The organism is Pseudorhodoferax sp. Leaf267 (assembly GCF_001422405.1).
Lineage (GTDB): Bacteria > Pseudomonadota > Gammaproteobacteria > Burkholderiales > Burkholderiaceae_C > Pseudorhodoferax.
The window spans coordinates 311,349-337,333 of record NZ_LMMV01000023.1 but is presented as its reverse complement, the minus strand read 5'-3'; the positions used below and the strand labels follow the sequence as shown (position 1 = coordinate 337,333).

Genomic DNA, 25,985 nt, shown 5'->3' with positions numbered 1-25,985 from the left:
GGGTTCACCAGCACTTCCACGGCGCCTTGCCGGACTGCCAGAGGTCCTCCAGCATGTTTTTCTCGCGCAGGGTATCCATGGGCTGCCAGAAGCCGCGATGCTCGAACGCTGCCAGTTCGCCGTCGGCGGCCAGGCCCATCAATGGCTCCTGCTCCCAGCTGGTGCCGTCCCCGTCGATGCGCGACAGCACCTCGGGCGACAGCACGAAGAAGCCGCCGTTGATCCAGCCACCGTCACCGCGCGGCTTCTCGATGAAACCCTGCACCTGCTCGCCCTCGCGCACCAGCGCACCGTAGCGCCCTGGCGGCATGACGGCGGTGACCGTGGCCTGCTTGCCGTGTGCGCGGTGAAAGGCGATCTCGGCCGCGATGTCGATGTCGGCCAGGCCGTCGCCATAGGTGAAGCAGAAGGCCTCCTCGCCGCGCACGTACTCGGCCACGCGGCGCAGCCGGCCGCCGGTCATGGTGTCTTCGCCGGTGTCCACCAGCGTCACGCGCCAGGGCTCGGCGTGCTTCTCGTGCACCTCCATGCGGTTGTTCACCATGTCGAAGGTCACGTCCGACATGTGCAGGAAGTAGTTCGCGAAGTACTCCTTGATCAGGTAGCCCTTGTAGCCGCAGCAGATCACGAAGTCATTGACGCCGTGCGCCGCATACAGCTTCATGATGTGCCACAGCATGGGCTTGCCGCCGACCTCGATCATCGGCTTGGGCTTCAGGTGCGTCTCCTCGGAGATGCGGGTGCCCAGGCCGCCGGCCAGGATCACGGCTTTCATGGTGCCTTCTCCTTGTTGTCCTGTTCCCAGCGCGCAAACATCTGGCGGTACGCGTCTTCCACCGCGCGCGCATAGCCGGTCTCGTCCATCAACGGGCTGGCCTGCATCTGTGCGCGCAGCCCGGCGCGCAGGGCCGCCAGCCGCGGCACGTCCATGGCCAGCGCCACGGCCTTGTCGACGTAGGCCTGCTCGCTGTGCGCCACCCACTCCGGATGGCCGACGCCATGCAGGATCGCGCAGCCCAGGCTGCCGACACCGGCCTGGCCGACCTGCGTCACGAACGGCACGCCCATGTACAGGCTCTCGAACAGCGTGGTGCCGGAGTTGTGCGGAAAGCAGTCCAGGCTGATGTCGATGCCGCGCAAGGGCTCCCAGCCCGAGCTGCTGCAGCCGATCGACAGGCGATCGGCCGCGATGCCGTGGGCGGCGAAACGCCGCGCCAGCGCCTGGCACGTCTGGTCGTCGCGGTAGCTGCGGCTGTCGACCACCAGCCGCGAGCCAGGCACGCGGTGCAGCAGTTCGGACCAGACGCGAACGGTGGCGTCGTTGACCCGGACCGCGCGCGTCAGCGTGCCAAAGGTGACATGCCCATTGCGCTGTGCCGGCGAAGCGCCGGGCTCGCCGGTCTGACGCAGCGGCGGCGGCCGGTACACCCATCCCACGGGAAGGCGCCAGGGCGTCTCGGAGAAATAGCGTTCGCTGCCCGCCGGCACATGCTGCGCATCCGTCAGGTAGTAGTCGATCGCCGACAGGCCCGTGGTGGTGCCGTAGCCCAGCCAGCTGACCGAGACCGGCGCCGGCTTGCGGGCGAACACGCCCAGCCGGTTGCCGGCCGTGTGGCCGGCGATGTCGACCAGGATGTCGATGCCGTCGGCGCGGATGCGTTCGGCCAGCGCTGCATCGCTCAGGCCCAGCGTCGGCACCCAGTAATCGACCAGCTCGCGGTAGCGCGCAGTGGCGGAATCTTCCTGCTGCAGCTCCGCATACGCATAGACGGTGACCGCCGAATGATCATGCCGCGCGAGCAGGGGCTCGACGAAGTACGCGCAGGAGTGATGGCGGAAATCGGGCGACACGTAGCCGATCTTCAGCGGCCGGCCGCGTACCGACGTGTTGGCATGCGGCCGCCAGTCGCGACGGTGCACGGCGTAGAACATCTGGTCGTGCAGCCGGTACTCTTCGAACACCTGCTCGGCGCTCTTGTCCGGGTGGTAGTTCAGCACGAACAGCAGGTTGCCGTGCCCGGTCATGTCGTCGGGCCGCAGTGCCAGGCCCTGGCGCATGGCCGCTTCGGCCTCCTGCTGGCGGCCCTGGTTCTGCAGCACGATGCCCAGATTGCCGTAGGCCGGAGCGAGCCCGCGGTCCAGCTCCAGCGCCTTGCGGAAACCCGACTCCGCCTCTTCCAGGCGTTGCATCGCATTCCAGACGCTGGCCAGGTTGTTCCAGGCCAAGGCGCTGTCGGGGTCGAGCTCCAGCGCTCGGCGGCAGCTCTGCTCGGCCTCGGCATGCCGACGCTGCTCCATGTAGGCCGTGCTCAGGTGCTGGTGGAGGGCCGCTTCCTCGGGCACCACCTGCAGCGCATGCTGCAGGCATGCGATGGCCTCGGCATGGCGGTTCTGGCGCCGCAGGACGGCGGCCAGCTGGATGTAGCCGTCGGACTGACCGGGCCGCTCGCGCACGGCATCGCGCCAGTACACCTCCGATTCGATCCACAGGCCCTGCTCCTGCATGACGCGGTCCAGCAGCACCTGCGCCGGCCGCAGTGTGGCTTCCAGCGCCAGCGCATCGCGCAATGCGCGTTCGGCTTCGGCCGGGCGCCCCTGTGCCCGCAGGTTGGTGCCCAGGTTGTAGTGCACCAGCGCGAACTCGGGACGTTGTGCGAGCGAGGCCCGGTAACAAGCCTCGGCCTCAGCCAGTCGCCCTTGCTGCTGCAGGACCAGCCCCAGGTTGGTGTGCGCCTCGGCCAGCTCCGGCACCAGTTGCACAGCCTGGCGCAAGCTCGCCGCAGCCTGCTCCAGCCGGCCTTCGTCATGCTCGACGTTGCCGCGGTGGTAGAGCGATTGCGCGCGCTGGACCAGGGCCACCACCGGATCGGCGTCGCCCTGGCACCACTGCGCGAACATCTGCTGGTACGCGCGCTCCACCTGGCGCGCAAAGCCGGCCTCGTCCATCAGCGCACTGGCGGCCATGCGTTGACGCAAGCCGGCGCGCAACGCAGCAAGCCGGGGCAGATCCTGCGCAAGTTCCAGCACGCGGGCGATGTAGCCGGCCTCGTCTTCGGCCACCCATTCAGGATGGCCCAGGCCATGCAGCACGGCACTGCCGAGCCGGCCCACGCTGGGCCGCGCTGCAAGTGTCACGAAGGGCACGCCCATGTACAGGCTCTCGAACAGCGTCGTGCCTGAGTTGTGCGGAAAGCAGTCCAGCGCGATGTCGATGCCGCGCAGCACATCCCACGGCGGACTGTGGAAGCCTATCGCAAGCCGATCCGCCGCGATGCCCAAGGCTTCGAACCGCGCCACCAGGGCCTGCTGCGCGCTGGCATCGGCGTAGCTGCGGCTGTCGATCACCAGCCGGGCCTGCGGCAGGCGGTGCAGGATCTGCGACCAGACCCGCAGCGTGTGGTGGTTGATGCGCACGGCACGGGTCAACGTGCCCAGCGTGATGCTGCCGTTGCGCAAGGCAGGCAGGGAGCCGACTTCACCCATGCCGTCGGCTGGCCGGTAGACCCAGCTGACAGGCAGCCGCCACGGCGTTTCCGAGAAGAGGGCTTCGGAGCCAGGCGGTGCACTCGGCGCATCCGTCAGGTAATAGTCGATGGCGGACAAGCCGGTCGTGTAGCCAAACCCCAACCAGCTCAGGGACACAGGCGCCGGCTTGCGCGCGAACACCCCCAGTCGGTTGCCGACGGTGTGGCCGGCGACGTCCACCAGCACATCGATGCCATCGGCGCGGATGCGATCGGCCAAGGCCGCGTCGTCCAGCTGCCGCGTCGGCACCCAGTGGTCGACCTGCTTTTCGTAGCGTGCGCTGGCGGCGTCTGCGCGGCCCAGGTCGGCGTAGGCCCAGACTTCGACCGCGCCCTTGTCGTGTGACGCCAGCAGCGGCTCCAGAAAGCGCGCGACGGCGTGTTCACGGAAATCCGGCGAGACGTAGCCCACCTTGAGGCGCCGCTGCGCAGTGCGCGGATTGGCAAACCGCTTCCAGGCGCCGCGGTGGGGCCGACCGAAGCGTCGGTCGTACTCACGATAGGCGCCGAAAATCTCGTCGGCGCCAAGATCCGGGTGGTAGTTCAGCGTGAACAGCAAGTTGCCGTAGATGTCTTCATGGCCAGGCTGCAACGCCAGCGCCCGCTCGAAATTCGCGAGCGACTCATCCAGTCGGCCTTGCTTCTGGTAGGTGATGGCAAGGTTGTTGAACGCTTCGAGGTAGTCCGGTTTGAGCGCCAGGGCACGGGCCAGCACCTGCTCGGCTTCACCAAAGCGACCTGTGTCCTGCAGCGCATGGCCCAGGTTGCAGAACACCTCGGCGTCGTCGGGCAGCAAGTCGGCCGCGCGGCGCTTGGCCCGCAGCGCCTCCTCGCTCTTGCCCTGCGCCTGCAGCATCACGCCCAGCGCTTTCCAGACGAAGCCGCTGTCCGGGAAGCGCTGGCTCATGCCGCGTGCCAGTTGCTCGCCTTCGCCCAGGCGGCGCTCGCGGAACAGCCGGGCAAGCGTCTCGGCATCCTGCGGGCTCGGCTCCGTCGCAGCCGGCCCGGCACGGGGCGCAGTACGCTGTTGGAAGCGCTCGAACATGGCACGGTAGGCCTGCTCCACGCTGCGCGCAAAGCCTGCCTCGTCCATCAGGGGGCTGGCCTGCATCTGCTCGCGCAGGCTGGCGCGCAAGCCGGCCAGTGCCGGCAGATCCTGGGCCAATGCGACCACCTTGCGCACGTACTCGGCCTGGGTCGTGGCGATCCACTCGGCCCGGCCCAGCGCCTGCAGGATCGCGCTGCCGATGCGCCCGACACTCGGCCGCGCAGCCAGTGTGACGACCGGCAGGCCCATGTAGAGCATCTCGAACAGGGTGGTGCCCGAGTTGTGTGGAAAGCAGTCAAGCCCGATGTCGATGTCGCGCAGCACGTCCCAGGGCGGGCTATGGCAGCCGATGGCCAGGCGATCCGCCGCGATGCCATGCTGGGCAAAGCGGGCCAGCACACGATCGCTGGTTTGCGCGTCCGTGAAATTGCGGCTGTCGATGACCAGCCGCGAGCCGGGCACCTGCATCAGGATCTGCGACCACACCCGCACCGTGTGGTGGTTGATGCGGATGCTGCGCGACAAGGTGCCGAATGTGACCGAGCCCCGACGCTGTGCTGGCAGTGGGCCGACCTCACCCATGCCCGGCGCCGGGCGGTAGACCCAGCCTACCGGCAGCCGCCAGGGCTCTTCGGAGAAGACGGCTTCGCTGCCAGGCGGCACGCTGGTCGCGTCGGCCAGGTAGTAGTCGATCGCGCGCAGGCCGGTGGTGGTGCCAAAGCCCAGCCAGCTCAGCGACACCGGCGCCGGCTTGCGCGCGAAAACGCCGAGCCGGTTGCCGACGGTGTGGCCGGCCACGTCCACCAGGACGTCGATGCCGTCGGCCCGGATGCGCTCGGCCATGGCCTCGTCGCTCATGCCACGGGTGGCGACCCAGTGGTCCACGTGGCCCTGGTAGCGCCGCGTCGTATCGTCGTCGTCACGCGACAGTTCCGCATAGGCCCAGACCTCCACCGCGTGCTTGTCATGGGCGGCCAGCAAAGGCTCCAGAAACAGCGAACACGCATGCTGGCGAAAGTCCGGCGAGACGTAGCCGACCTTGAGCCGCCGACGGCTGTCGCGCGCACGGGCATGCGGCCGCCAGTCTTTCCGGTGGGGCCGGCCGAAGCGGCGGTCGTAGTCTTCGTAGGCCGCGAAGATGGTCGCGGCATCCATATCAGGCTCGTAGTTCAGCAGGAACAGCAGGTTGTCGAACAGGTGCGGCGAATCCAGTCCCAGGCTCAACGCCCGCTGGTAGCAAGCCACGGCCTCGCCGAGTTCGCCCAGGTGCTGCAGCACATTGCCCAGGTTGTGGTGGGCCAGCGCATGGTCGGGGCGTGCCTGCAACGCGGCACGATAGCTGGCTTGCGCCTCCTCCGGCCGGCCCTGCTCCTGCCGCAGCAAGCCCAGGTTGTTGTGCACGTCGGCATGATGCGGGCACAGCGTCAGCGCGGCCAGCCAGCGGGCTTCGGCCTCGGCCGTGCGGCCCTGCGCATGCAGGGTGTTGCCTTCGTTGTAGAGCAGCTCGGCCCGCAGCGCGGACAGGTCTGCGTCGATCGGCTCGCTGGCAGCGGCTGCGGGCGTTCCGCCCTGTGCCGCCGACCAGCGCGCGAACATCTCGCGGTAAGCGGCCTCGACAGAGCGCACGAAGGAGCGCTCGTCCATCAGCGCGCTGGCGGCCATCTCTGCCCGCAGACCGGCGCGCAGCGCAGCCAGTGCAGGGATGTCCTGCGCGAGGCTCACCACTTTGTCCACGTACTCGGCTTCGCTCCGGGCAATCCAGTCGGGGCGGCCCAGGCCTTGCAAGATGGAACTTCCGATGCGGCCGACGCTGGGCCGGCTGGCCAGCGTCACCACGGGCACGCCCATGTAGAGCATCTCGAACAGCGTCGTGCCCGAATTGTGTGGAAAGCAATCCAGGCCGATGTCGATCTCGCGCAGCAGGTCCCACGGCGGGCTGTGGCAGCCGATCTGCAGGCGGGAGCGCTCGATGCCGCAGGACGCAAAGCGATCGGCCAGCGCGTCGGCCACGACCGGGTCGATGAACGAGCGGCTGTCGATGACCAGCTGAGATTGTGGAACGCGTTGGAGGATCTGCGACCAGGTCCGGATCGTATGGTCGTTGATGCGTATGCCGCGGGTCAGGGTGCCGAACGTGATGCGCTGTGTGCGCTGCGCCGGCGAGGGGCCGACAACGCCCATGCCCGGCCCAGGCCGGTACACCGCGAACGGCGTGTCCGGCAGCCGCCACGGCGTTTCGGAGAACAGATGCTCGCAACCGACCGGGGCGCTGTTTTCGTCGGTCAGGTAGTAGTCGATCGCCGTGAGGCCGGTGGTATAGCCAAAGCCCATCCAGCTCAGCGACACGGGCGCGGGCTTCAGCGCAAACGCGTCCAGCCGATTGCCCTTCGTGTGGCCGGCAAGATCGACCAGGATGTCGATGCCGTCGGCGCGGATGCGTTCGGCCAGCGCTCGGTCGCTGAGGCCATGCGTCAGCACCCAGTGGTCGACGAGCGCGAGCGTGCGCTGCGTGACACCGTCGCCTGCATCGCGCAGCTCGGCATAGGCGTACACCTCGAAGGCCTGGCGATCGTGGCCGGCCAGCAGCGGATCCATGAAGAAGCTGCAGGCATGCAACCTGAAGTCCGGCGACACATAGCCCACACGCAGGCGCCGGCCCGCAGCGGGCGGATTCGTGTGCTTCTGCCAGTGCAGTTGCTGCGGCGCGCCAAAGGCCCGGTCGTAGGCCGCATAGGCCTCGTAGACCGTCTCGGCACTGGCGTCCGGGTGGTAGTTCATCGCGAACAACAGATTGTCGAAAGCGACGCGGTAGCTGGGCTTGGCCGCCACGGCACGGGACAGCACGGCAACCGCGGCGTCGACCCGACCCTGCGTGACGTAAATGCCACTGAGGTTGTTCAGCGCTTCGGCAAAGCCTGGCTGCAGGGCAACAGCACGTTCGAAACAATCGGCAGCCTCTGCCACCCGGCCATCGGCGTTCAAGGCCAGGCCCAGGTTGTTCAAGGCCTCGGCATGGTCGGGCCGGATGGCAATGGCAGCGCGCAGCGCCGCAATGGCCGGGCCGCGCTGCTCCATTTCGAAGTAGGCACGGCCCAGGTTGCACAGGGCTTCGGCATCGTGTGGCGACAAGGCCGCCGCACGCTGCTTGGCTTCGAGGGCCTCGGGCTTGCGCCCCTGCGACTGCAGCATGCTGCCCAGGGCCTTCCAAAGGAAGCCTTCGTTCGGATAGCGCTCGAGCAACGCCCGGGCCCGCGCCTCTCCGCCCACGTAGTCACGCTGGCCGAAGAGCGCAACCAACGCGCGCTGCTCCACCAAGGGCATGGAGGCATCGGCTTGGTCCGGTGTGTCGGCCATGGCTGCAGCCACATCGGGCCCGGGCGCGGCGACGGGGTTGGCCAGCACGGCTGCCGGCATCGGCGCGCGCGCCAGACGCTCCGTCAGCGCCTGGATCTGCACACGTGACAGGCCGTGCGCTTGCGCCATGGGCAACAACTGTTCGGCCATGGCCCGCTGCCCAGCGCGGATCAATGCGTCGAGATAGCTGAACCAGAACTGCGGACGGTCTGCGCCCACATTCAGCGCCGCCTCGAAATGCGGCAAGGCGTCCCCGGGCCGGCCCAGGCCGATGGCATACAGCACGCCCAGGTTGTGCAACGCATCCGCATGCCCCGGGTCCGCCGCCAGCACGTCCCGGTACAGCCGCTCGGCCGTGTCGAAATCGAAGGCGCGGTGCCGCTCGATGGCTTGCTCCAAGAGCTCCGACAGGGCAGCGGCGTCGAGTGTTTCAGTCATGGGCTTGGAACACGGCATGAAGGCGTTGGAACAAAAACTCTGCCGAGAATAGCGACTGAACCGACCGCACACGGCCGGAAATACGTTCGAATCATGGTCTATTTGCCCGGACCGCGCCAGCGGCTCCAGGGCCCGGCATCCCGCCATCCACTCATCCCGCCACGCCGACCGTTCACGGATCTGGCCGTTGTTTAGCCCGCTTATACGCGCTTCAAACGCTTCATATCCGGCGACTCATCCGATACATTTGCAAGCAGATGACCCCCAGGCGCGTCGCCTTGTCGCACCGGGTCGTCGTGCATCCGACCCCAACAACCGCCAGCCCACAACAATGATCGTCATCATCGGCTACGCCGTCGCCATGGGCTGCATCTTCGGGGTGTATGTCTTTCACGGCGGCAACATCGGCGTGATCCTGACCGCGCTGCCGTTCGAGCTGATCACGATCTTCGGTGGCGCGCTGGGCGCGTTCGCGGTGAACAACCAGCCCAAGGTGCTCAAGGCCACGCTCAAGGCCCTGCCCACGGCCTTCAAGGGCTCCAAGTTCACCAAGGCGCGCTATCTCGAACTGATGGCGATGCTCTATGACATCCTGCAAAAGGCGCGCAAGGAAGGCCTGATGTCCATCGAGAAGGACGTCGAGGAGCCCGAGCAGTCGGAGATCTTTAAGAAGTACCCGACCGTGGGCAGCGACCACCATGTCGTGGAGTTCATGACCGATTACCTGCGCATGATGGTCTCGGGCAACCTGAACGCGCACGAGATCGAGTCGCTGATGGACAGCGAGATCGAGACCCACCACCAGGAGGCGCATGCCCCCGTGGCCGCCATCGCGCGGCTGGCCGGCGCGCTGCCGGCCTTCGGCATCGTGGCCGCCGTGCTGGGTGTGGTGAACACCATGGGCTCGGTGGGCCAGCCGCCTGCCGTGCTGGGCGGCATGATCGCCTCGGCCCTGGTCGGCACCTTTCTCGGCATCTTGCTGGCCTACGGCGTGGTCGAGCCGCTGGGCGGCCTGCTGGAACAAAAGAGCGAGGACGCGGCCAAGGAGCTGCAGTGCATCAAGACCACCTTGCTCGCCAGCATGCAGGGCTACAACCCGTCCACCGCGATCGAGTTCGGCCGCAAGGTGCTGTTCTCCACCGACCGCCCCAGCTTTGCCGAGCTGGAGGCGCACGTGAAGCAGAAGAAGTAAGGCCCCGGGGGATGCGCCATGGCCGGTGACGCCAAGAAACTGCAGCCGATCATCGTCAAGAAGATCAAGAAGTCCGGCCATGCGGCGCATGGCGGGGCCTGGAAGATCGCGTACGCCGACTTCGTGACGGCCATGATGGCCTTCTTCCTGCTGATGTGGCTGCTGGGCTCCACGTCCGAGGGCGACAAGAAGGGCCTGTCGGACTATTTCAATGCGCCGCTCAAGGTGTCGATGCAGGGCGGCAGCGGCGCCGGCGCCAGCAACTCCATCCTGCCCGGCGGCGGCAAAGACCTCACCGAGAAGACCGGCCAGACCATGCGTGGCCAGTCCGACGACCCGATGAAGCGGCGCATGGCCGAGGAGTCGTCCAAGGCCGAGGCGGCGCGCCAGGACGCGCAGCGCATCGAGAACCTGCGCACGCGCATCGAGGCGCTGATCACCAACAGCCCCAAGCTCAACGAGTACCGCTCGCAGATCCAGCTGGAGACCACGCCCGACGGCCTGCAGATCCAGATCGTGGACGACCAGAACCGGCCCATGTTCGATAGCGGCAGCGCGCTCGTGAAACCCTACATGCGCGAGATCCTGCGCGAGATCGGTGCCGCGCTGAACGGCGTGGAAAACCGCATCAGCCTGGCTGGCCACACCGACAGCAAGCCCTATGGCAACGGCGACCGCGGCTACAGCAACTGGGAGCTGTCGGCCGACCGTGCCAACGCCTCGCGGCGCGAGCTGGTGGCCGCCGGCATGCCCGACGAGAAGCTGGGCCGCGTCGTCGGGCTGGCCGCCAGCCGGCTGCTGGATACGCAGAACCCGGGTGCGCCCGTGAACCGCCGCATCACGCTGACCGTCATGACGCGCGAGGCCGAAAGCCGGCTGATGGGTGGTGCCACAATAGCGCCGATCGCGCCGTCCCCTGCTGCCCCGGTCTTCGAGACCGGGCCCAAAACCGAGACGCTGCCCTTGCCCGGCAAACGATGAGGACATCGAGAGCTCGACCCATGCGCCTTCTTCCAGCCAACGCCCCTTAAGGAACAAACGTGGCCGACCTACGCTTTCTGATCGTCGACGACTTCTCCACGATGCGGCGCATCGTGCGCAACCTGCTCAAGGAGAGCGGCTACACCGAGGCCGAGGAGGCCGAGGACGGCGTGGCCGCGCTGCAGAAACTGCGCAACGGGCGCTTCGACTTCGTGGTCAGCGACATCAACATGCCGAACATGAACGGCTTCGAGCTGCTCACGCAGATCAAGCAGGACGAGAAGCTCAAGCACCTGCCGGTGCTCATGGTGACGGCCGAGGCGCGCAAGGAGGACATCGTCGCCGCGGCGCAGGGCGGCGCGGCTGGCTATATCGTCAAGCCCTTCACCAAGGCCACCCTCGAAGAGAAGGTGGCGCACATCCTGAAGAAGCTGGGCATGTAAGGCTGCCGTCCATGCAGACCAGCGAAGCTGCCCCGCAGCCTGCCCCTCCCGGGCCGTCCGACCAGGACGCCGCCCCCGACGTACACCACAAGATCGGCCTGCTGACGCGCCAGCTGCACGATTCGCTGAGCGAGCTCGGCTATGTGGACAAGCTGCGCGGCAGCGTGGACGAGCTGCCCGACGCGCAAAGCCGGCTCTCCTACATCGCCCGCCTGACGGGCGAGGCGGCCGAGAAGGTGCTCTCGCGCGTGGAGCTGGCCAAGACCCAGCACGACTTCATCGCCGCCGAGACCCGGCGCGTGGGCGACCTGCTGGTCAAGGACCCGGTCGCCGCCGTGGCCACGGGCCAGATCTTCAACTTCGTGGCCGACGTGGACCGCGCCAGCAAGGAGATCGACACCCACCTGACCGAGATCATGATGGCGCAGGACTTCCACGACCTGACCGGCCAGGTGATCGCGCGCGTGGTGACGCTGGCGGCCACCATCGAGGAACAGCTCGTGGCGCTGCTGATCCAGACCGCGCCGGCCCAGGCGACGGCGCCAGCGGCCCAGGGCCTGCAGGGCCCGGTGGTCGACAGCGAGGGCCGCGACGACGTGGTGACCGACCAGTCGCAGGTGGACGACCTGCTGGCCAGCCTCGGGTTCTGAAGCACATCCCCCCAGGCGGCTTCGCCGCTCCCCCCTTGAGCTGCGCGAAGGGGGCGCACCCGTCGGCCTGGCAGAGCCGGGCCCGCGCGTGCCCTGGCAGGGACTGGCGAGGGCAAGGGCCGTGCGAATGCCGTGGTTGGCGCGCGTTACGCAGGGCCGCCAATAGGGGCGCCAAGCCCCCTCTTATCGGCCTTTAGTTCCGGCCCCCGTTCCAGACAATGCGGCTCAACCTCCGCCGCATGCCATGGAATCCAGCAGCCAAGACCGCAACCTTCCCGCCTCCGAGCGCAAGCTGGAGCAGTCGCGCAAGGACGGCCAGGTCGCACGCTCGCGCGACCTCTCGCACATCGCCGTGCTGGGCGTGGGCAGCTTCGCGCTGCTGGTGTTGGCGCCGGTGCTGTTCGACCGGCTCAAGCTCGCGCTGGCGCAGCAGCTCAGGTTCCAGGCCGATACCCTGCTGCACAGCGCCAGCATGCTGGACCGGCTGCAGCAGATGACCCTGGTCGGCCTGGCCGCCGCCGTGGCCTTCGCGGCCATCGTGCTGGTCGCCGCCGTGGGCAGCACCATCGCCGCCGGCGGCTGGGTCGTGACCACCAAGCCGCTGATGCCGCAGCTCAACCGGCTCGACCCGCTGTCGGGCTTCACCAAGCTGTTCAGCAAGGAAAAGCTGGTCGAGACCGGCAAGCTGCTGGTCATCACGGGCGTGCTCGGCGCGGTGGCCTGGTCCTACCTCAAGGGCAGCATCAAGACCGTGGCGGCCATGGTGATGCAGCCCTCGGTGGCCTCCATCGCCCTGCTGGGCCAGTGGCTGACCATGGGCATGGCGCTGCTGCTGCTGGTGGTGTTCGTCGTGGCCCTGATCGACGTGCCGCTGCAGGCCTTCCTGCACAAGTCGCGGCTCAAGATGTCGCACCAGGAGGTCAAGCAGGAGCACAAGGAGTCTGAAGGCAACCCGCAGCTCAAGGGCCAGCTGCGCGCCCGGGCCCGCGAGATCGCCAACCGCCGCAGCATCCAGGCCGTGCCCAAGGCCGATTTCGTGCTCATGAACCCGACCCACTTCGCCGTGGCGCTGCGCTACGACGACAAGACGATGGCGGCGCCCCAGGTCATCGCCAAGGGCGCCGACCTGCTGGCCATGCGCATCCGCGAGGTGGCCCAGCAGCACAAGGTGCCGGTGCTGCAGTCGCCCATGCTGGCGCGCGCGCTGTACGCCCATGCCGAGCTGGACGGCGAGATCCCGGCCGCGCTGTACAACGCCGTGGCCCAGGTGCTGGCCTATGTGTACCGGCTCAAGGCCGCGATGCGCGGCGAAGGCCCGATGCCCGAGGAACAGCCCACGCCCTTCGTGCCGCCCGAGCTGGACCCGCTGGGCAAGACCGTGCTGGCCGAAAGCGCAGAAGGCACCCCTGACGCCCCCGTCGACGACATCACCCCCGTGGAACCACTGCGATGAACGCGCAACTGCAAAAGACCCAGGCCTGGCTGCAGTCCAACGGCAAGCAAATGCGCGGCATGGCCGCGCCGCTGCTGGTGGTGGCCGTGCTGGCGCTGATGGTGCTGCCCATCCCGCCCTGGCTGCTGGACAGCTTCTTCACGGTCAACATCGCCGTGGCGCTGATGGTCATGATGGTGGCGGCGTACATGACGCGGCCGCTGGACTTCGCGGCCTTTCCGGCCGTGCTGCTGCTGACCACGCTGATGCGGCTGTCGCTGAACGTGGCCTCCACGCGCGTCGTGCTGCTGGAGGGCCACACCGGCCCGGGCGCGGCCGGCGCGGTGATCGAGGCCTTCGGCCACTTCCTGATCGGCGGCAACTTCGCGGTCGGCCTGATCGTGTTCCTGATCCTCGTGGTCATCAACTTCGTGGTGATCACCAAGGGCGCCGAGCGCATCGCCGAGGTCTCGGCCCGCTTCACGCTGGACGCCATGCCCGGCAAGCAGATGGCGGTGGACGCCGACCTGAACGCCGGCCTGATCGACGACAAGGAAGCCAAGCGCCGGCGCCGCGAGGTGGGCGAAGAGGCCGAGTTCTTCGGCTCAATGGACGGCGCCAGCAAGTTCGTGCGCGGCGACGCCGTGGCCGGCATCCTGATCCTGGTCATCAACATTGTGGGGGGCTTTGCCATCGGCATGCTGCAGCACGGCCTGTCGGCCGGCGAGGCGGCCGACAGCTACATCCTGCTGGCCGTCGGCGATGCGCTGGTGGCGCAGATCCCCGGCCTGCTGATCTCGGTGGCCGCGGCCATGGTGGTCTCGCGCGTGGGCAAGGACGAAGACATCGGCGTGCAGATCATCGACCAGCTGTTCAACTCGCCTCGCACGCTGGGCATCACGGCCGGCATCATGGCGCTGCTGGGCCTGATCCCGAACATGCCGCACGTCGTGTTCCTGGGCGCCGCCGCCATCCTGGGCTACGCGGCCTGGGCCATGGCACGCAGGCCCCCCAAGGACGAGGTGGTCGCGCCCCCGCCGCCTGCGCCCGGCGAGGGCGAGGCCAGCTGGGACGACCTGCAGCCGGTGGACCTGCTGGGCCTGGAGCTGGGCTACCGGCTCATCATGCTGGTGGACAAGACGCGCCAGGGCGACCTGCTCAACCGCATCAAGGGCGTGCGCCGCAAGTTCGCGCAGGAGGTGGGCTTCCTGCCGCCGGCCGTGCACGTGCGCGACAACCTGGAGCTCAAGCCCAGCGCCTACCGCATCACGCTGCGCGGCGTGGTCGTGGGCGAGGGCGAGGCCTACCCCGGCATGTACCTGGCGATCAACCCGGGCGGCATCACCACGCCGCTCATCGGCACGGCCACCACCGACCCGGCGTTCGGCCTTCCGGCGCACTGGATCGACGAGCGGCAGAAGGAAGCGGCACAAATGGCCGGCTTTACCGTCGTTGATTCGGAAACCGTGATGGCCACACATCTTTCACACTTGATGCAGGTGCAGGCGGCACGTTTGCTCAGCCGCACCGAGACCCAGCAACTGGTGGAACACGTGACACGCCTGGCCCCGAAGCTCATCGAAGAAGTGGTACCGAAGATGGTGCCCATCGCCACCTTCCAGAAGGTGCTGCAGTTGCTGCTGGAGGAAGCCGTGCACATCCGCGACATCCGCACCATCGTCGAGTCGCTGGCCGAGCATGCCGGCGCCATCAGCGACCCGGCCGAGCTGGCGCGCCGCGTGCGCATCGCGCTGGCCCCGGCCATCGTGCAGCAGATCTACGGCCCGACGCGCGAGCTCAACGTGATCGCCATCGAGCCCGGCCTGGAGCGCCTGCTGGTGCAGGCCCTGGGCAATGCCGCCGGCCCCTCGCTCGACCCCAGCGTGGCCGAGCTGCTGACCAAGAACGCGGCCGATGTCGCCATGCGCCAGGAAGAGCTGGGCGTGCCGGCCTGCCTGCTGGTGCCCGACCAGATCCGCAACGCGATCTCGCGCCTGGTGCGCCGCGTGGCCCCCCGGCTGCAGGTGCTGGGCCACAGCGAGATTCCCGAGACCCATTCCATCCGCATCGGCCCCATCCTGAGAGGTGCATCTTGAACATTCAACGCTTTACCGGCGCGACCTCGCGCGAGGCTCTGGCCAAGGCCAGGATGGCATTCGGCGATGGCACGCTGATCCTGTCCAACCGCCCCACGGCCACCGGCGTGGAAGTGGTCGCGACCGCCGAGGACACGCTGTCGGCGCTGGACGCCCGCCAGGCTCCGGCCGGCGCTGCGCCCCGGCCCCGCGCCCCTGCTGCCGAGCAGGCCACCAACCCCGTGGCCGAGGACGCCGAGCAGCTCGCCATGAGCACGCTGTCGTTCCAGGACTATGTGCGCGAGCGCATGCTGCGCCGCCGCCACGAGGCCCTGGCCGATGCCGGCGAAAGCCTGCCGCTGCGCGCCTCGGCCGCGGCCAAGGCGCTGCCCCAGGCCGCACAGCTGCTGCAGCTGGCCGAGCGCATGCAGCCGCAGGCCATTGCGCCCGCCGCGCCCGCCGAGCCGGCCGCGCCGCGCGTGCAGCACGCCCTGCCCTTCGTGAAGGAAGCGCTGCGCACCCGGCCGGCACCGCTGCCCGCCGCCGCCCCGGCCACGCCCGCCATCTCGAACGAGCTGCAGGCGATGAAGGAGATGATCGAGGAGCGCTTCAACACGCTGACCTGGCTGGGCCAGGCGCGGCAGGACCCGATCCAGTCGAACCTGATGCTCAAGCTGATCCGCGCCGGCTACTCGCCGAACCTGGCGCGTGCGCTGCTGGAACGCCTGCCGCCCGAACACGCGCCCGGTGACGCCGTGCGCTGGGTCATCGAGGTGCTGCAGCGCAACCTGCGCACCGACGAGCTGCAGCAGCCGCTGTACGACCAGGGCGGCGTGTTCGCGCTGGTCGGCGCCACCGGCGTGGGCAAGACCACCACCGCCGCCAAGCTGGCCGCGCACTGCGTGCAGGCCCATGGCGCGGCCAGCGTCGGCCTGGTCACGCTGGACACCTACCGCGTCGGCGCGCACGAGCAGCTGCGCAGCTACGGCCGCATGCTGGGCGTGGTGGCGCACCTGGCGCACGACCGCGCCGCGCTGCAGGACCTGCTGGGCCTGCTGTCCAACAAGAAGATGGTGCTGGTGGACACCACCGGCGTGGCCCCGCGCGACCCGCGCAAGCAGGGCATGCTGGACATGCTGGGCCTGCCCGGCGTGCAGCGCCTGCTGGTGGTCAATGCCGGCGCCCATGGCGACATGCTGGACGACGTGATGGGCTCCTTCAAGACCAGCGGCGTGCAGCAGGCCATCCTGTCCAAGGTCGACGAAGCCGTGAAGCTGGGCCCCTCGTTGGACGCAGCCATCCGCCACCAGCTGCTGCTGCGCGGCGTCTGCAACGGCCAGCGCGTGCCCGAGGACTTCGAGCGCGCCAGCGCCGCCAAGCTGATCGGCGCGTCCATGCGCAGCAACGTGCGCTCGGCCTACGACCCGCAGCCCTCCGACCTCAACTTTTTCTTCTCCTCGGCCGGCAGGTCCAGACAACCCGGAGCGGGCGCCCATGCTTGAGCACATCGCCGGCCAGGGAGCCAGCCTGCGGCAGATCGCCGCGCAGGGCCAGCCCCGCCTGATCACCCTGGTCAGCCAGGGCGACCAGGCCCACGAACAGCCGCTGCTGTGGCAGCTGTGCCAGGCTTTGCAGGGCTACGGCTACCCGCCTGTGGTGCTGGACGGCACGAGCATGGAATCGGCCACGCGGCCGGGCCTGGTCGACCTGATGCAGCACATGCCCTGGGCCGCAATCGGCGCGACCGACGATTCCGAATGGGCCGTGATGCCGGCGGCCGCCGGGCTGCGCGCGCTCGGCCAGGGCTCGGCCCCGCCACTGGCCCGGCTCGGGCAGCTGCTGAACGGCTGCGGCGTGCTGGTGCTGTATGCGCGCGCCGAGCTGCTGATCCCGGTGCTGGCCGGCAGCCAGGCGCAGCCCGTGCTGGCCATCACGCCTGGCCGGCGCGCCATGCTGCGCAGCTACGGCACGCTCAAGCAGTTCCGCATGCAGGCCCAGCTGGTGCCCACGCTGGTCGCGCTGGCCGTCGCACCGTTGCGCAATGCGGAGCAATTGGCCAGAACAGCCGGCCGAAATCTGCAAAAATGCGCCATGACCTTCCTGGGGTGCGAGACCGACATGGTCACCGTGCAGAGCGAGGTGGAGTCGGGGCGGCGCAACGACGACGTGCACCGGCTCGCGCTGCGCCTGCTGGAGGGCGGTGCCGCCCCTTTCGCCCATGCGGGAAAAGGCCTCTGACATGATCCAGAGCGTTGTGTAGGGCACGACAACAACATGTACACCGCCAAAGGCCAGTTCGACCGCGAACACATGATCCGGCAGTACGTTCCGCTGGTGCGTCGGCTCGCCCACCACATGATCGCCAAGCTGCCGCCCAACGTGGAGCTGGACGACCTGATCCAGGTCGGCATGATCGGCCTGTCCGAGGCACTGACGCGCTATGAGGTGGCGCAGGGCGTGCAATTCGAGACCTTCGCCACCCAGCGCATCCGCGGCGCGATGATCGATGAGCTGCGCGAGGGCGACTGGATGTCGCGCGGTTCGCGCAAGAGCCAGAAGGACATCGAGCGCGCGCTGCGCAAGGTCGAGCAAAAGCTCGGCCGCAGCCCCAGGGAATCGGAGATCGCCGAGGAGCTGGGCATGACGCTGGCCGACTACCAGGACCTGCTGGGCAAGGTGCGCGGCACGCAGCTGGTCTACCTGGAAGACATGACCGGCGACGACGGCGACGACAGCTTCCTGGACCGGCACACCGGTGACGCTGATGCCGACCCCATGCAGATGCTGCGCGACGCCCGGCTGCGCCAGGCCCTGGTCGACGCCATCAAGTCGCTGCCCGAGCGCGAGCAGTACATCATGAGCATGTACTACGAGAAGGACCTGAACCTCAAGGAGATCGCCGCCGTGCTGGGCATCACCGAGTCGCGCGTGTGCCAGCTGCACAGTCAGTCGGTGGCGCGGCTGCGCGCCAAGATGCGCGCGCACTGACGGACGGTGCCGCGCGGCCAAAACAAAACCCGCCGAAGCGGGTTCTGTTGTCGTGGCGCGGGTCGGACGAACCGTGGCTCAGGCCCTGCGGCGGCGTGCCAGGCCCAGGCCCGCAATCGCCAGCCCGAACAGGGCCAACGATGCCGGTTCGGGCACCTGGTTGGTCGGTGGCACCACCGCGGGCGGCGTGACGGGCGGCACGACCGCGACTGGAACAGACCCCGTGATCAGATCCTGCGCGCCCGAGGCGGTGAGGGTCATCACGAACTGACTCTCCAGTGCGTTCGACCGGCCCAGCACCGCATAGAAGGCGCTGAGCATGGTGGCGGTGGCGGACCGCACACCGGCCGTGGCCCGGAACGCGCCGTTCGAGCTGGACCACGCGCTGGACGTCTCGTACAGGCTTTCCCAAATGCCCAGCTGGATGGCAGCGCCCATCGAACTGTCCGAAGGGTTCAACCAGGCATACGGGTCGTAGTAGCCACGGTCCAGGCTCAGCTTGTAGTTCACGGCGCCCAGAAAATCGAGCGTGCGCGCGGTACCGCCGTCCATGTTCACCGTGTAATTCACCCGCTGGCCGGCCTGGACGGTCTCGTCCAGGTCGTAGCAGTAGGCGTAGAAGTCGCTCGTCGACACGAAGACCGAGGACTGGACGCCGTTGAAACGGGACGCCGTGCCGCTGAAGGTGCCCGCGTCCACCGTACGTTTGCCGCCCGGGTAGGACACCGAGACGTTGCTGTCGAAGCCTTTGTCCGCGCGCTGGTCGAATAGCGGCGAATCAAAGTCGACCCGCACAGTGGCGGCTTGGCTTGCGACGGCGACAGTGAAGAGCACTGCAGCAGAGAGAAGATGTTTGAAGTGTTGCATGGTGCTTCCGTGTATGCACCATGCGTGCCAGACGCATGTGATTTTTTTGCGAGCACAAAATCACAGAGCGCTCTCGGCCTGCCCGCCACTGTCAACAATCGCACTGCTTCGGCTGTCGACGGATTTGACAGCCGCGCGAGCAGGTGGGCTGGCTTACGGTAGGCGAATGTTTCAGGTCGCGGGCGTGACGTAGAGGCGTGCAACCGAGCCGCGGAACGGGCCCTGGCGCCCGGGCGCCGTATAGGTCGCCCGGTGCTGAGGCAGCACGGCGGCCAGGCCGCGCTCGTTGATCACGCTGCGGCGGGCCAGGTTCTCGCGCTGGCGCACCAGGGCATGGGCCACCCGCTGCAGGCGCTCGCGCAGATCGGCATGGGGGGGTGGACCGTCGGCGCGCTGGCTGGCATGGGCCAGCTCGACCATGGCCTGGCGCAGGGCCGTGGCAGCGGTTTCGAAGGAGGGGGCGTCGCCGCGGACCAGCAGATCGGCCATGTCGGCCAGCAGGGTTTCGACGTCGGCGAGGCGGGAATGGAGGCGCTCGTGGTTCACAGCGCGCTCCCGGCGGGCGTCAGCCGTTGGAGACCGGGCCCTTGGGTTGCAGCATTTCCTCGGCATTGGCCAGCATCCGGTCGGCGATCGCCTCGGCGTCGACCTTGTACGTGCCACTGGCAATGGCGGCCTTGATCTCGTCGACCTTGACCTGGTCGATGTCGCCGAAGTCGGCGCGGCGCGAAGTCTCCAGCGTGCGGCTCAGCGTGGAGACCGACACGGAGGGGCCCGCCGCCGGTTTTGCGGCAGCAGATTTCGCCTGGGCGGCGGCTTCCAGCTCCGGCCCGGGCCGTTTCGCCGCCGGAGCCATGGCTCCGGGGGTCGTATCGGGCGATTGGCCTATCTTCATTGCGCTCTCCATGGTCCCTGGGTGCAGGGCATCGTAGCCATGGTTTCGGCAGATGGCGGATCAACTTGAGGGTTCGCATGGAAATTCCCTGGCCCCGGTTCACATGTCGAGCTGGACTGTGCGGGCATCCAGCACCATGCCGGTGAGGATGCGGCCGCTCTCCATGCGCACGCGGGCGACCTGGCCGATCACGCCGGCCGACAGCGCCTGCGCGTCGGAGCTGACGGCAAAGCCCTGGCCCTGGGCCACGACGCGCACCTGTGTGCCGGCCTGGAACGCCACCGGCGGCTTGACCATGGACTGGCGGATGGCCTGGCCCGGCATGTACGAACGCGTGGTGATCTGGCCCACCCACAGTGCCGGGTCGGCCAGCACGGGCGAGCGGTCCTCGGCCCAGTCCACCTCGGCCTGCTCGGCGTCGTCGGCCGTCAGCACCGCGCCCTGGGCCACCTGGCCGCGCAGCACCCAGGCCGGGCCGAAGGCCTTGACCGTGACCGGCAGGAAGACGCTCCAGCGCGCCACGCCGTCCACGCAGCGCAGGCCCAGCCGCGTGCGGCCCCACAGCCGCGTGTTCGGCGGCATGTAGGGCTCGACCTGGGTGCAGGGCGCCAGGCGCAGCCGGCTGTCCAGCGCGCCGACGGCCACTTCCATGCGCAGCGGGCCCTTGGCGTCCTGCGGCAACTGGGCCAGGGCCTGCTCCGCCCATTGCTGGGTGGCCTCGGCGTATTGGGCGGCGGCGGGGACGCTGGCCACCGCAAGGGCCAGCACCGGCAGCCGGCGCAACCAGTGGGCAAGCACCATGGTCATCTCCTGCAAGCGTGAAAGAACAGCCGCAACTGTAGGCAGGCGCAGCGCGCCCGAAGGGCCGAACTGCCCGCCAAACACCGGTTTCATCGCCGCTTCGCGCAGACCCGGCGTTTTTAAGATTCCCAGCACTCCCCGCCCCCGGGCCACCCGTGGGGCGCAACCAATTGCACGAGGTGCCGCACATGCTGGACAAACTCACCGGATCGATGGACTTCCAGGCCCGCGCCCTGCTGCTGCGCTCGGAACGCCAGCGCACGATCGCCAGCAACATCGCCAACGTGGACACGCCCGGATTCGTGGCACGCGACTACAAGTTCGGCGACGCGCTGCAGAACGTGATGCACGGCGACAAGGGCTACAGCGTGTCGACCGAACAGGCGCGCACCAACCGCCAGCACATGGCCTTCTCCCCGATCGGCGAGCTGGGCGGCGGCGCCGGTGGCAGGGCCGACATGGGCTACAGCGTGCAGGCCCAGCCCAACATGGACAACAACACCGTGGACCTGGACCGCGAGCGCGCCAACTTCGTGGACAACACCGTGCGCTACGAAGCCGCGCTGCGCTTCATCAACGGCCAGTCCAAGACCATGCTGGCCGCCATCACGGGCCAGTAAAGGAGAGCTGACATGTCCATGTTCTCGATCTTCGGCGTCTCCGGCAGCGGCATCAGCGCGCAGTCGCAGCGGCTGAACGTGGTGGCCAGCAACCTGGCCAACGTGGACGCCGTGGCCGGCCCGGACGGCGCGGCCTACAAGGCGCGCCAGGTGGTCTTCCAGACCACGCTGATGGGCGCCGACAGCGCCGCCGGCGTGGCCGTGCGCCAGGTCACCGAGAGCGACGCGGCGCCGCGCAAGGTGCTGGACCCGAACCACCCGCTGGCCGACGCGCAGGGCTACGTCACGCATTCCAACGTGAACGCGGTGGAGGAGATGGTCAACATGATCTCGGCCTCGCGCTCCTACCAGAACAACGTGGAAGTCATGAACACCGCCAAGACCCTGCTGCTCAAGACGCTGCAGATGGGCCAGTGAGCCGCACCCGAACCAACGAAAGCACGACATGGCCATCAGCACCGACGTCCTGAACTCCGTCAACGGCACTGCCGCCGGCAGCAGCACCAGCAACAGCACCTCGACCGCGCAGGCGACGCAGGACCGCTTCCTGAAGCTGCTGGTCGCCCAGCTCAACAGCCAGGACCCCATGAACCCCATGGACAACGCGCAGATGACCTCGCAGATCGCGCAGCTCAACACCGTGACCGGCATCGAGACGCTGAACGCCACCGTGACCGGCATGTTGTCGCAGCTGGCCTCGCTGCAGACGCTGCAGGGCGCGACCATGGTCGGGCGCGACGTGCTGGTGCCGGGCTCGCGGGTGGCCGTGGCCGACGGCGTGGGCCGCGGCAGCTTCGACCTGGGCGGCGCGGCCGACGCCGTGAAGGTGGAGATCCGCACGCCCGGCGGCACGCTGGTCGACACGCTGCAGATGGGCAACCTCGCCGCGGGCCGCCAATCCTTCGAATGGGACGCCACCAAATACGCAGGCTCCGAAACCCTGCAATTCAAGGTCACTGCCACCAACAACAACACCGCCGTGACGGCCACAGCGCTCGAACGCGCCAAGGTCGGCTCCGTCAGCAACGAGAACAACACCTTGATGCTGCAACTGGCCGGGCGCGACGCCGTGGCCTACAGCGCCGTCAAGGCCATCCTTTAACCGCCCGCCCCGCCCTCTCAGGAGCTCCCCATGAGTTTTCAACAAGGCCTCTCCGGTCTGAACGCCGCCAGCAAGAACCTGGACGTGATCGGCCACAACATCGCCAATGCCAACACCACCGGCATGAAGGCCTCGCGCGCCGAATTCGCCGAGCTGTACGCGTCCAACCTGGGCTCCTCGGGCGGCGTGAACAGCGGCATCGGCGTGGAAGTCAACGCCGTGTCGCAGCAGTTCACGCAGGGCAACGTCAGCATCACCGGCAACAGCATGGACGTGGCCATCAACGGCAACGGCTTCTTCCAGATCACGCAGCCCAATGGCACGCCGGCCTACACGCGTGACGGCACCTTCAAGATGACCAAGGAAGGCCAGATCGTCACCAGCGATGGCGGCACCCTGATGGGGCTGACGGCCGCGGCCGACGGCACCATCCCCACCGGCGGCGCCGTCGGCCCGCTGGTGCTGCCTGCGGGCGGCGAGATCGAGGCGCAGCTCACGACCAAGATCGACATGCGCTTCAACCTGGACGCATCGGCCCCCGTGGCCACGGGCACGGCGCCCGCCGCCCTGGTGCCGCCGCTGGACACCTATGGCACCTCGGCCATCGCCTACAACTCGCAGGGCACCGAAGTGCCGGTGTCGATGTACTTCACCAAGACCAGCGCCAACACCTGGGACATGTACTACGCCGTGGACGGCGGCACGCCCACGCTGGCCGGCCCGCTGGCCTTCGACAACGACGGCAACCTGTCGTCGCCCTCGCCGGCCAAGTTCACGCCGGCCGGCCTGACGCTGCCCGAGGGCGACGGCGCCACGCGCTCGCCGGCCCTGACGTTCAACCTGGAGCGCGCCACGCAGTTCGGCTCGTCCAAGTTCTCGGTGACCAAGGCCACGACCGACGGCCAGGCGCCGGGCACGCTGACCAAGATCAACATCGACGAGAGCGGCGTGATCCAGGGCGTGTATTCGAACGGCAAGTCGATCGCGGCCGGCCAGATCCAGCTGGCCACGTTCACCAACGTGCAGGGCCTGCAGCCCATCGGCGGCAACCTGTGGGTGGCCACGTCGTCCTCGGGCGCGCCGACCGCCACCGGCGTGCCCGGCACCGGCAACCTGGGCGTGCTGCGCGCCGGCGCGCTGGAAGACTCCAACGTGGACCTGACCAAGGAACTCGTGAACATGATGACCGCGCAGCGCACCTACCAGGCCAACGCGCAGACCATCAAGACGCAGGACCAGCTCATGAACACCCTGCTGAACCTGCGTTGATCCGCCTGAGCCCACAAGGAAGCTGAAGCATGGACCACATCATCTACACCTCGATGACCGGCGCCAATGCCGCTGCGAGCCGGCAGGCGGTGTTGTCCAACAACCTGGCCAACGTCTCGACCAACGGCTTTCGCGCCGAGCTGTCGACCTTCCGCTCGGTGCCGCTGAACGGGCCGGGCTCCAGCAGCCGCGTGTTCGCGCTGGAGACCACGCGCGGCCACTCGGAAACGCCGGGCGCCGTGCAGCGCACGGGCCGCAACCTGGACGCCATGGCGCGCGACAACGCCTGGTTCGCCGTGCAGGGGCTCGATGGCACCGAGGCCTACACGCGCGGCGGCGCCTTCGAGGTCTCCTCCACCGGCACGCTGGTCACGCCGACCGGCCTGCCCGTGCTGTCGGCCGGCGGCGCGCCGATCGACGTGCCGCCCGGCGCGGAGGTCACGCTGGGCTCGGACGGCAGCATCAGCGCCAAGACCGGCAACCTGCCCTCGACCAACCTGGGCCGGCTCAAGCTGGCCACGCCGACCGCGGACAACCCGCTCAAGCGCAGCGACGACGGCCTGTTCCGCACCACGACCGGCGACCCGCTGGAGGCCGACGCCAACGCACGCATGGCGGCCGGCGCGCTGGAGAGCTCCAACGTCAACGCGGTCGAGACCATGGTCGGGATGATCCAGGTCGCGCGCCAGTTCGAGACCCAGATGCGATTGCTGCAACTCGCCGAAGCCGGCGACAAGAGCGCCAGCCAGCTGCTGGGCGTTCAAGGATAAGGACAAGGAACCACCATGATCAATTCGCTCTGGATCTCCAAGACCGGCATGGAAGCCCAGCAGACCCAGCTGGACGTCATCTCGCACAACCTGGCCAACGTGTCGACCACGGGCTACAAGCGCGCCACGGCGGTGTTCGAAGACCTGATCTACCAGAACCTGCGCCAGGTCGGGGCCAACAACACCGAGGCCGAGCAGCTGCCCACCGGCCTGCAGCTGGGCCTGGGCGTGCGCACCGTGGCGACCAGCCGCTCGTATGCGCAGGGCAGCCTGCAGCTCACGAACAACGCCTTCGACGTGGCCATCAACGGCAACGGCTTCTTCAACATCCAGCTGCCCGACGGCACGGTGGGCTACACGCGCGACGGCAGCTTCCAGGTCGACTCGCAGGGCCGCATGGTCACGGCCAACGGCCTGCCCGTGGCCAACGGCGTGACGATTCCGCCGAACGCGCTGTCGGTGAGCATCAGCGAGACCGGCACGGTGTCGGTGGTGCTGCCCAACAACGCCACGCCGCAGACCGTGGGCACGCTGGCCATGTCCAACTTCGTGAACCCGCCCGGCCTGGAGCCGCGCGGCCAGAACATCTTCACCGAGACCGCGGCCTCGGGCCAGCCGCAGGGCGGCACGCCGGGCACCAACGGCCTGGGCATCATGAAGCAGAGCTACCTGGAGACCTCGAACGTGAACGTGGTGCAGGAGCTGGTCACCATGATCCAGACGCAGCGCGCCTACGAGATGAACTCCAAGGCGGTGCAGACCTCCGACCAGATGCTGCAGAAGCTCTCGCAGCTGTAGGAGCGGCCATGACACACACATCCCTGCGGCCCTGGCTGCTGGCCCTGGCCGCGTTCTGGCTGGCCGGCTGCGAGACCTTGCAGCAAACGCCCAAGGTCGAGTTCCCCGACCCGATCACGACCCGGCCCGTGGCGATGGCGCCGCAGGCCCCGCCCGTGGCCACCGGCGGCCTGTACTCCACCGTGCGCTACCGGCCCATGTTCGAAGACCGCAGGCCGCGCCTGGTGGGCGATTCGCTGACGGTGCAGGTGGTGGAGAACATCAATGCCAGCCAGCGTTCCTCGTCCACGGTGGACAAGTCGGGCTCGGTCAGCAGCGGCATCACCGGCTTTCCGTTCCTGGGCTCCAAGCTGCTCGGCAAGCTGGCCGTGGGCGCGGAGTCGGAAAACAGCTTCGAGGGCAGCGGCGGCACGCAGAGCGCCAACACCTTCAGCGGCACCATCACCGTGACCGTGGTCGACGTGCTGCCCAACGGCCATCTGCAGGTCGCCGGCGACAAGCAGATCGGCGTGAACCAGAACGTGGACGTGCTGCGCTTCTCGGGCACGGTGGACCCGCGCGCCGTGCTGCCCGGCAGCGTCGTGCCCTCCACCGCCGTGGCCAACGTGCGCGTGGAATCGCGCGGCCGCGGCCAGCAGCAAGATGCCCAGGTAATTGGCTGGTTGGCGCGGTTCTTTTTGAGCGTTCTGCCGTTCTGAGGCTTCGCACAATCGCGGCAGGCCCTCCACCCCTGACCCA

Annotated in this window: 22 protein-coding genes; 16 read left to right on the top strand and 6 right to left on the bottom strand. The window is 68.4% G+C overall.

Features of this window, described 5'->3' with window-relative positions:
* Nucleotides 1-4: 4 nt before the first annotated feature.
* Nucleotides 5-775 (bottom strand): glucose-1-phosphate cytidylyltransferase, encoded by a 771-nt coding sequence (gene rfbF, locus ASF43_RS23495; RefSeq protein ID WP_056186498.1) that lies wholly within the window; start codon nucleotides 773-775, stop codon nucleotides 5-7.
* Nucleotides 772-8,364 carry a tetratricopeptide repeat protein gene (locus ASF43_RS31435; protein WP_200932594.1) on the bottom strand — a complete coding sequence of 2,531 codons (7,593 nt, stop codon included), beginning with the start codon at nucleotides 8,362-8,364 and terminating at the stop codon, nucleotides 772-774. The genes rfbF and ASF43_RS31435 overlap by 4 nt, the downstream gene beginning before the upstream one ends.
* A gap of 331 nt (nucleotides 8,365-8,695) precedes the next feature.
* On the opposite strand from ASF43_RS31435, the gene motA reads away from it, so the two are divergent.
* From motA to ASF43_RS23445, 9 genes are all read left to right on the top strand, one after another.
* Nucleotides 8,696-9,556 (top strand): flagellar motor stator protein MotA, encoded by an 861-nt coding sequence (motA, locus tag ASF43_RS23485; protein WP_056186492.1) that lies wholly within the window; start codon nucleotides 8,696-8,698, stop codon nucleotides 9,554-9,556.
* 18 nt (nucleotides 9,557-9,574) lie between these two features.
* The gene (gene motB, locus ASF43_RS23480) at nucleotides 9,575-10,537 is read left to right on the top strand and encodes a flagellar motor protein MotB (protein ID WP_056186489.1); all 963 of its coding nucleotides are present in this window, start codon (nucleotides 9,575-9,577) and stop codon (nucleotides 10,535-10,537) included.
* Between the two features lie 59 nt (nucleotides 10,538-10,596).
* Complete coding sequence (gene cheY / locus ASF43_RS23475; RefSeq protein WP_082498110.1) at nucleotides 10,597-10,980, top strand: chemotaxis response regulator CheY; 384 nt, start codon at nucleotides 10,597-10,599, stop codon at nucleotides 10,978-10,980.
* Between the two features lie 11 nt (nucleotides 10,981-10,991).
* Entirely contained in the window at nucleotides 10,992-11,630 is a 639-nt protein-coding gene (locus ASF43_RS23470; RefSeq protein WP_056186486.1) for a protein phosphatase CheZ, read from the top strand.
* 244 nt (nucleotides 11,631-11,874) lie between these two features.
* On the top strand, nucleotides 11,875-13,083 hold the full coding sequence (locus ASF43_RS23465; RefSeq protein WP_056186483.1) for a flagellar biosynthesis protein FlhB: 1,209 nt from the start codon (nucleotides 11,875-11,877) through the stop codon (nucleotides 13,081-13,083).
* Nucleotides 13,080-15,158, top strand: coding sequence for a flagellar biosynthesis protein FlhA (gene flhA / locus ASF43_RS23460; RefSeq protein WP_056186480.1), 2,079 nt, complete (start codon nucleotides 13,080-13,082; stop codon nucleotides 15,156-15,158). Before ASF43_RS23465 ends, flhA begins: the two co-directional genes overlap by 4 nt.
* Nucleotides 15,155-16,639 (top strand): flagellar biosynthesis protein FlhF, encoded by a 1,485-nt coding sequence (gene flhF, locus ASF43_RS23455; protein WP_056186477.1) that lies wholly within the window; start codon nucleotides 15,155-15,157, stop codon nucleotides 16,637-16,639. The genes flhA and flhF overlap by 4 nt, the downstream gene beginning before the upstream one ends.
* Nucleotides 16,632-17,375, top strand: a complete 744-nt coding sequence (locus ASF43_RS23450; protein ID WP_056186474.1) for a hypothetical protein — start codon at nucleotides 16,632-16,634, stop codon at nucleotides 17,373-17,375. The genes flhF and ASF43_RS23450 overlap by 8 nt, the downstream gene beginning before the upstream one ends.
* Nucleotides 17,376-17,411: 36 nt before the next feature.
* A complete protein-coding gene (locus ASF43_RS23445) occupies nucleotides 17,412-18,125 on the top strand; it encodes an RNA polymerase sigma factor FliA (RefSeq protein WP_056186471.1) in 714 nt (237 codons plus the stop codon).
* A gap of 78 nt (nucleotides 18,126-18,203) precedes the next feature.
* Here ASF43_RS23445 and ASF43_RS31835 read toward each other — a convergent pair whose 3' ends face one another.
* The 4 genes from ASF43_RS31835 to flgA form a co-directional block, all read right to left on the bottom strand.
* Nucleotides 18,204-18,992, bottom strand: a complete 789-nt coding sequence (locus ASF43_RS31835) for a PEP-CTERM sorting domain-containing protein (RefSeq protein ID WP_082498109.1) — start codon at nucleotides 18,990-18,992, stop codon at nucleotides 18,204-18,206.
* Nucleotides 18,993-19,163: 171 nt separating this feature from the next.
* Nucleotides 19,164-19,538: a hypothetical protein gene (locus ASF43_RS23435; RefSeq protein ID WP_056186465.1), complete on the bottom strand. Its 375-nt coding sequence runs from the start codon at nucleotides 19,536-19,538 to the stop codon at nucleotides 19,164-19,166.
* 19 nt (nucleotides 19,539-19,557) lie between these two features.
* Nucleotides 19,558-19,887, bottom strand: coding sequence for a flagellar biosynthesis anti-sigma factor FlgM (flgM, locus tag ASF43_RS23430; protein ID WP_082498108.1), 330 nt, complete (start codon nucleotides 19,885-19,887; stop codon nucleotides 19,558-19,560).
* Between the two features lie 99 nt (nucleotides 19,888-19,986).
* Entirely contained in the window at nucleotides 19,987-20,688 is a 702-nt protein-coding gene (gene flgA / locus ASF43_RS23425; protein WP_056186702.1) for a flagellar basal body P-ring formation chaperone FlgA, read from the bottom strand.
* Between the two features lie 188 nt (nucleotides 20,689-20,876).
* Between flgA and flgB the strand changes: the two genes are divergently transcribed.
* Genes flgB through ASF43_RS23390 form a run of 7 tightly spaced genes read left to right on the top strand, consistent with a single transcriptional unit; the run spans nucleotide 20,877 to nucleotide 25,945 of the window.
* The gene (flgB, locus tag ASF43_RS23420; RefSeq protein ID WP_056186699.1) at nucleotides 20,877-21,308 is read left to right on the top strand and encodes a flagellar basal body rod protein FlgB; all 432 of its coding nucleotides are present in this window, start codon (nucleotides 20,877-20,879) and stop codon (nucleotides 21,306-21,308) included.
* 12 nt (nucleotides 21,309-21,320) lie between these two features.
* A complete protein-coding gene (flgC, locus tag ASF43_RS23415; RefSeq protein WP_056186459.1) occupies nucleotides 21,321-21,725 on the top strand; it encodes a flagellar basal body rod protein FlgC in 405 nt (134 codons plus the stop codon).
* A 28-nt stretch (nucleotides 21,726-21,753) separates the two neighbouring features.
* The gene (locus ASF43_RS23410) at nucleotides 21,754-22,410 is read left to right on the top strand and encodes a flagellar hook assembly protein FlgD (protein WP_056186455.1); all 657 of its coding nucleotides are present in this window, start codon (nucleotides 21,754-21,756) and stop codon (nucleotides 22,408-22,410) included.
* Nucleotides 22,411-22,440: 30 nt separating this feature from the next.
* Nucleotides 22,441-23,679, top strand: coding sequence for a flagellar hook protein FlgE (gene flgE, locus ASF43_RS23405; RefSeq protein ID WP_056186452.1), 1,239 nt, complete (start codon nucleotides 22,441-22,443; stop codon nucleotides 23,677-23,679).
* A gap of 29 nt (nucleotides 23,680-23,708) precedes the next feature.
* Nucleotides 23,709-24,449 carry a flagellar basal-body rod protein FlgF gene (flgF, locus tag ASF43_RS23400; protein WP_056186449.1) on the top strand — a complete coding sequence of 247 codons (741 nt, stop codon included), beginning with the start codon at nucleotides 23,709-23,711 and terminating at the stop codon, nucleotides 24,447-24,449.
* A gap of 15 nt (nucleotides 24,450-24,464) precedes the next feature.
* A complete protein-coding gene (gene flgG, locus ASF43_RS23395; RefSeq protein WP_056186446.1) occupies nucleotides 24,465-25,247 on the top strand; it encodes a flagellar basal-body rod protein FlgG in 783 nt (260 codons plus the stop codon).
* Between the two features lie 8 nt (nucleotides 25,248-25,255).
* Nucleotides 25,256-25,945: a flagellar basal body L-ring protein FlgH gene (locus tag ASF43_RS23390; RefSeq protein ID WP_056186443.1), complete on the top strand. Its 690-nt coding sequence runs from the start codon at nucleotides 25,256-25,258 to the stop codon at nucleotides 25,943-25,945.
* Nucleotides 25,946-25,985 lie beyond the last annotated feature (40 nt).